Origin of the sequence: Variovorax sp. E3 (assembly GCF_016082275.1) — a bacterium.
Taxonomy (GTDB): Bacteria; Pseudomonadota; Gammaproteobacteria; order Burkholderiales; family Burkholderiaceae_C; genus Variovorax.
Window position 1 is genome coordinate 1 of record NZ_MOWM01000265.1, and the last position, 5,674, is coordinate 5,674.

Annotated in this window: 4 protein-coding genes; 2 read left to right on the forward strand and 2 right to left on the reverse strand. The window is 69.4% G+C overall.

Annotated features, from left to right (window positions below; genetic code table 11):
- Both BMG07_RS39475 and BMG07_RS39480 read right to left on the reverse strand, forming a co-directional pair.
- Positions 1-299 (reverse strand): LysM domain-containing protein (locus tag BMG07_RS39475; RefSeq protein ID WP_198089036.1); only part of this gene is annotated, 299 nt, incomplete at its 3' end.
- Between the two features lie 94 nt (positions 300-393).
- Positions 394-1,260, reverse strand: a complete 867-nt coding sequence (locus BMG07_RS39480; RefSeq protein ID WP_198089037.1) for a class I SAM-dependent methyltransferase — start codon at positions 1,258-1,260, stop codon at positions 394-396.
- Positions 1,261-1,728: 468 nt separating this feature from the next.
- Between BMG07_RS39480 and BMG07_RS43705 the strand changes: the two genes are divergently transcribed.
- The gene (locus BMG07_RS43705; RefSeq protein ID WP_269759856.1) at positions 1,729-2,325 is read left to right on the forward strand and encodes a hypothetical protein; all 597 of its coding nucleotides are present in this window, start codon (positions 1,729-1,731) and stop codon (positions 2,323-2,325) included.
- The coding region (locus BMG07_RS39485) for an amino acid adenylation domain-containing protein (RefSeq protein ID WP_307867300.1) at positions 2,262-5,674 on the forward strand (3,413 nt) is incomplete at its 3' end. The genes BMG07_RS43705 and BMG07_RS39485, both read left to right, overlap by 64 nt.

Below are 5,674 nucleotides of genomic sequence, written 5' to 3' on the forward strand. Positions count from 1 at the left end.
CTTCGGGGCGGCGGGGGCGACGACGTGTCCGGCGACGCGGCGGCCGAGGCCCCGCCCGGCGGCGCCACGCGCAGCACCTGCCCTGCTTCGAGCCGGTCGGGGTCCTGCAGGTTGCTCCAGCGGGCGATGTCGCCCGGCGAGCGGCCGGTTCTGGAGGCGATGCGATAGAGCGTGTCGCCCGGCTGCACCACGTATTCGCCGGGCCCCGCCACCGGGGCCTTCGTCGTCGTGCACGCCGCCAATGTCAACGCCGCGATCAGCGCGATGCCCGCGCGCCAGTTCCTGCCTGTCACAACCACTAGCCGTTCCTTTTCTTCCTGATGACGGTGGAGCCTACCAGCAGTGGCTGAAGACCCCGCGCCACCCGGTACGGCGGCCGTGGAAGGCGCGAATTCAGCGCGCGGCGCGCCTGGCCACGCACATCAGGGACAGCGCGCTCGCGGGCGCGGCCGGGTCGCGGCCCGACAGCCGGTTGCCCATGCGGTACTTCCATTGCGCGGGGCCCACCTCGCCCTGGAAGGCTTGCGCGCCGACCTGGTGGTTGTGGGGATACACCCGGACCTCGAAGCCCAGCGGCTCGAGCGTGCGCCGGAAGAAGTCGGGCGTCACGCCGTCGCCCGGCTGGTGGTGGACCTCGGTGCGCAACCCCCACGACTGCTGGCTGCCGGTCTTGTGAAAACCGCGCCGCGTCGCGCGGTAGACCCACAGCCGCGCGTCCCACATCCATTTGGCCAGGCCCTTGTAGTCCCACGCGGTCAATTGCGGATCGTGGTCGGTAATGAGCAGGCCGTCGGATTTGACGAGCCGCGCGCCCTCGCGCAGCACCGCGTCCATGTCGTCGCAGTGGTGCAGCGACGCATTGATGGCCACGATGTCGGCCACCCCCGATCGAAATGGCGTGTGCGCCGCGTCGGCCAGCACCGCCGTGTAGCCCAGGCGCGAGGCCAGCTCGAGCGAACCGGCGGCCACGTCGACCCCGACCAGCAACCTGGGCTTGCCGCCCAGCGTGGCAAAGACATTGCCGGGCCCGCAGCCCAGGTCGATGACCACCTTGTCCGTCCAGTCGCCACCGGCGGCGACCCAGCGGCTTCTGAAGAATTCGTCGCGATGGCAGAAGGCCAGGTATTCCCTGGCCCAGGCCTCGTTGCCGAAATAAATGGCATTGGCCGTCAATGCATCTGAATTGCTCGGGAGAATCGACTCGTAATAGTAGCCGCAACGCTTGAGAACTACATCGGGTAATAAGATGTCGCTAAGCATTTGAAACTTTCAAGGAGTGGATTCTGCATGAAAGCAGATACGCCTTGAAGTCTTGGTTTTTTAATTATTTTGTACAGATATTTTTTATCCGGTTACAGACTCGATTAATTGATAACAGCCGGATCTTTTGGCGGCGTTTCATTTTGCAGGGGCGCGAACCACTCGTTTTTCGCATGTCGCCCTCTGCCGGCGGCGGCCGGAACCCGGTCATGCGGCGGAACGCCTGGACCAGCCGCCCGGCGCCTGTCCCCCTCTGACATCCCCATGAGTACCCCGCTTTCGCAGACCCCCTTGCGCACCGAGGGACGCCAGCGGGGGCCGCGCTTTGCCAAAAACTGCTCATCAGTTACCCCGGACGGGACAATTGGGGTAGTACGTTTTGGAAATAACTATGTCTACTTGTAACGTAGACCAAAAGACCTCACATCGGCTTCAGTAAACACCCTAGGATCGAGTCACGAAAAAAGCATGACTTCCGAATTCAAACTTCAATTGAATAACTGGCCATTTGGCCTATTCATTGGGCTCCATTGTATTTCTTTTCGGGTACTTACATGGAAATTCAAACTGTTTCGCCGGCACGCCGGGACGCTCCAGACGCAGCGCTGGACGACCTGTTCGTGCCGCGATCCAACCCCGAAACATCGCGCGCGCCACACCGGCGCACTGACGCTCGACCCCGAATTCACGCGGCGCCATGCGCACGAACTGGCCGCCATCGGCCAGTTGCCCGACACCCTCTGGACCGGCGCCTGGCTGCTGCTGCAGTCGCGCTGGCTCGGTTCGCTCTGGCCGGTGCTGCACGAAGCGACCGGCCCGCAACCCTTGCATGCGGCGACGACCATGGCCTTCGACGCCACCCGGCCCGCCCGCGCCTGGCTCGCCGAACTCGACCAGGGCCGCCGCGCCGCTTTCTCTGTCGCGACGCGCGCGGGCGTGCAACCCGTTGCGCTGTGGCTGCGTGATGGCGCTGCTGCCGCCGGCACCACCAGTGCCCGCCTGTGCCTCTGGCTGGATTCGCGCCCGGCACCCAAAGCCTCCACATCGACGTCGCGGCGGACCTGATGGACGGCGCCTCGGCCGCCCAATTGCTGGCCGCCCTCGCCGACACCGCCGCCGACCTGCTCGAGCGCCCCGATGCCGCGCTGAACGACATCCGCTCGCTGCCCGTGTCCGACCGCGACGACCAGCTGCGCCGCTGGAACACCCCTGTGCCCCGCCTGGACCCATCGCTCACCGTCACCGGCCGCTTCAGCCAACAGGTCAGCGCCACGCCCGACGCCGTCGCCCTTATCGAAGGCGACACGCGAATGAGCTACGGCGAACTCGACCAGCGCGCCGCCCTGCTCGCGCAGCGCCTGCAACAGCTGGGCGTACGCGGCGGCGACAGCGTCGGCCTGCTGATCGACCGCTCGCTGGCCGCCGTGGTCGCGCAGCTCGGCATCCTGAAGGCGGGCGGCGTCTACGTTCCCGTGCCGACCGACTTTCCCCCCGAGCGCATGGCCTACATGTTCAGCGAGGCACAGGCGCGGCACGTGGTCACGACGCAGGCGCATCGCCACCTCGTGCCGGCCGAACAACGTGTTTTTCTGTTCGAAGACGCTTCGGACAATACGGATCGCAGTGCATGGAATGAACCGGCCATCGACGGCGAGTCGGTCGCGTACGTCATGTACACCTCGGGCTCGACCGGCACGCCCAAGGGCATCGAGATCTGCCACCGCGCCATCTTGCGGTTGGTGGTCGGCGCGAACTACGTCGACCTCGCGCCCGGCCGTGCCGTGCTGCATGCCGCGCCGCTGGGCTTCGACGCGGCCACGCTCGAGATCTGGGGCCCGCTGCTCAACGGCGGCTGCTGCGTGGTGCACGACGAACGCGTGCCCACCGGCGCCGGCCTGGCCCGCACCATCGCGCGCCACGACGTACACACCGCCTGGCTCACGGCCGCGCTGTTCAACGCCGTGATCGACGACGACCCGGCCCACCTCGCGGGCCTGCGCCACCTGTTCACCGGCGGCGAAGCGCTCTCGGTGCCGCATGTGCGGCGCGCGCTGGCCGCCCTGCCCGGCCTGGCACTGAGCAACGGCTACGGCCCGACCGAGTGCACCACCTTCGCGGCCACGCACCGCATTCCGCGCACGCTGCCCGCCGACACCCGCTCGGTGCCGCTCGGCCGCCCGATCAACGACACCGTGCTGCGCGTGCTGAGCCCGGCGATGGCGCTGCTGCCGGCCGGCTTTGTCGGCGAGCTGTGCATCGGCGGCCACGGGCTGGCGCGCGGCTACCTGCGGCAGCCCGAACTGAGCGCCGAGCGCTTCGTGCCCGACCCCTTCGGCGGCCCCGATGACCGGCTCTACCGCACCGGCGACCTCGCGCGCTGGCTGCCCGACGGCACGCTGGAGTTCATCGGCCGGCGCGACGGCCAGGTGAAGATCCACGGCCACCGCATCGAGACCGGCGAGATCGAGGCCGCGATCCTCGCGCACCCCGCCGTGCAGTCTTGCGCCGTGCTGGCGCGGCCCGATGCCGATGGGCAACTGCGGCTCGTGGCCTACCTTGTCGCACGCGGTCCGCAGCTGTCGTGGGACGCGCTGCGCGCCCACCTCGCGGCCCGCCTGCCCGCCGCGCTCGTGCCTTCGGCGCAGGTGTGGCTCGCGCAGTTGCCCGTTACCGCCAACGGCAAGCTCGACCGCCGCGCGCTGCCCGAGCCCGCCGCCGGCCGGCCCGAGCTTTCGCAGCCTTACGAAGAGGCGCACGACGCCTTCGAGCAGCAGGTGTGCGAGTCGTTCGCTCGCGCGCTGCGCATCGACAAGGTCGGGCGCAACGACAACTTCTTCGACCTCGGCGGCGACTCGCTGCTGGTGCTGCAGGTGCTGGCCGACCTGAAGCGCGGCTCGGCGCTGCCGCTGTCGACCAACCTGTTCTTCCGCGACCCGACGCCCAAGGCGATGGCCGCGCGGCTGCGCCCGCCGGTTGAAACGCCCGCCGCATCGCAAGCACCGGCACCGCGCGCGACAACCGCCACCGCTGCCGATGCCGTCGCCCTGATCGCCACCGCCGGCCGCTTCCCCGGCGCCGCCGACGTCGAGCAGTTCTGGGCCAACCTCGTCGCCGGCCGCGACACCGTCAGCTTCTTCGACGACGCCACGCTCGACGCCGGCGTGAGCCAGGCGCTGCGCAGCGACCCCGCTTACGTGCGCGCACGCGGCGTGATCGACGGCATCGAGGACTTCGACGCCGCCTTCTTCGGCATCGGCCCGAAGGAAGCGCAGCTCATGGACCCGCAGCAGCGCGTGTTCCTCGAGATCTGCTGGGAGTGCCTGGAGCGCGCCGGCTACGTGCCCGACGCCGCGCCCGGCCCGGTCGGCGTGTACGCCGGCATGTACAACGCCACCTACTTCCAGCGCCACGTGAGCACCCGGCCCGACCTGGTGGAGCCCGTGGGCGAGTTCCAGGTGATGCTGGCCAACGAGAAGGACTACATCACCACGCGCGTGGCCAACCGGCTCAACCTCACGGGGCCGGCCGTCAGCGTGCACACCGCCTGCTCGACCTCGCTGGTGGCCGTGGCCCACGCCTTCCATGCGCTGCGCACGGGCCAGTGCTACATGGCGCTGGCGGGCGGCGCGTCGATCACGTGCCCGCCGCGCAGCGGCTATCTCTACAACGAGGGCTCGATGCTCTCGCCCGACGGCCACACGCGCAGCTTCGACGCGCAGGCCCGGGGCACCGTGTTCAGCGACGGCGCGGCCGTGGTGCTGCTCAAGCGGCTGGCCGACGCGCAGGCCGACGGCGACACCATCTATGCCGTGCTGCGCAGCGCCTGCGTGAACAACGACGGCGGCGCCAAGGCCAGCTTCACCGCGCCCAGTGTCGACGGCCAGGCGGCGGTGATTCGCGCGGCGCTGGCGGCGGCGGATGTCGACGCACGCAGCATCTCTTATGTCGAGGCGCACGGCACCGCCACGCCGATGGGCGACCCGATCGAGGTGGAGGCGCTGGCCGTGGCCTACGCCGAGCACACCGACGCGCTCGACTACTGCACGCTGGGCTCGCTCAAGAGCAACGTCGGCCACATGGTCACGGCCGCCGGCGCGGCGGGGCTCATCAAGACCGCGTTGGCACTGCACCACGAGCAGATTCCCGGCACCGCGCACTTCGAGGCGCCCAACCCGGCGATCGACTTCGCGCGCACGCCGTTCCGCGTCAGCGCCAGCCTGCAGCCGTGGCCGCGCGCCGACCTGCCGCGCCGTGCGGGCGTCAGCTCGTTCGGCGTGGGCGGCACCAACGCGCACGTGATCGTCGAAGAAGCGCCGCTGCGTCCCGCATCGCCGGCGGCCACGGGCGACCAGTTGCTGTCGCTGTCGGCCCGCTCGGAGGCCGCGCTCGCCGTCGCCGCCGAACAGCTCGCCGC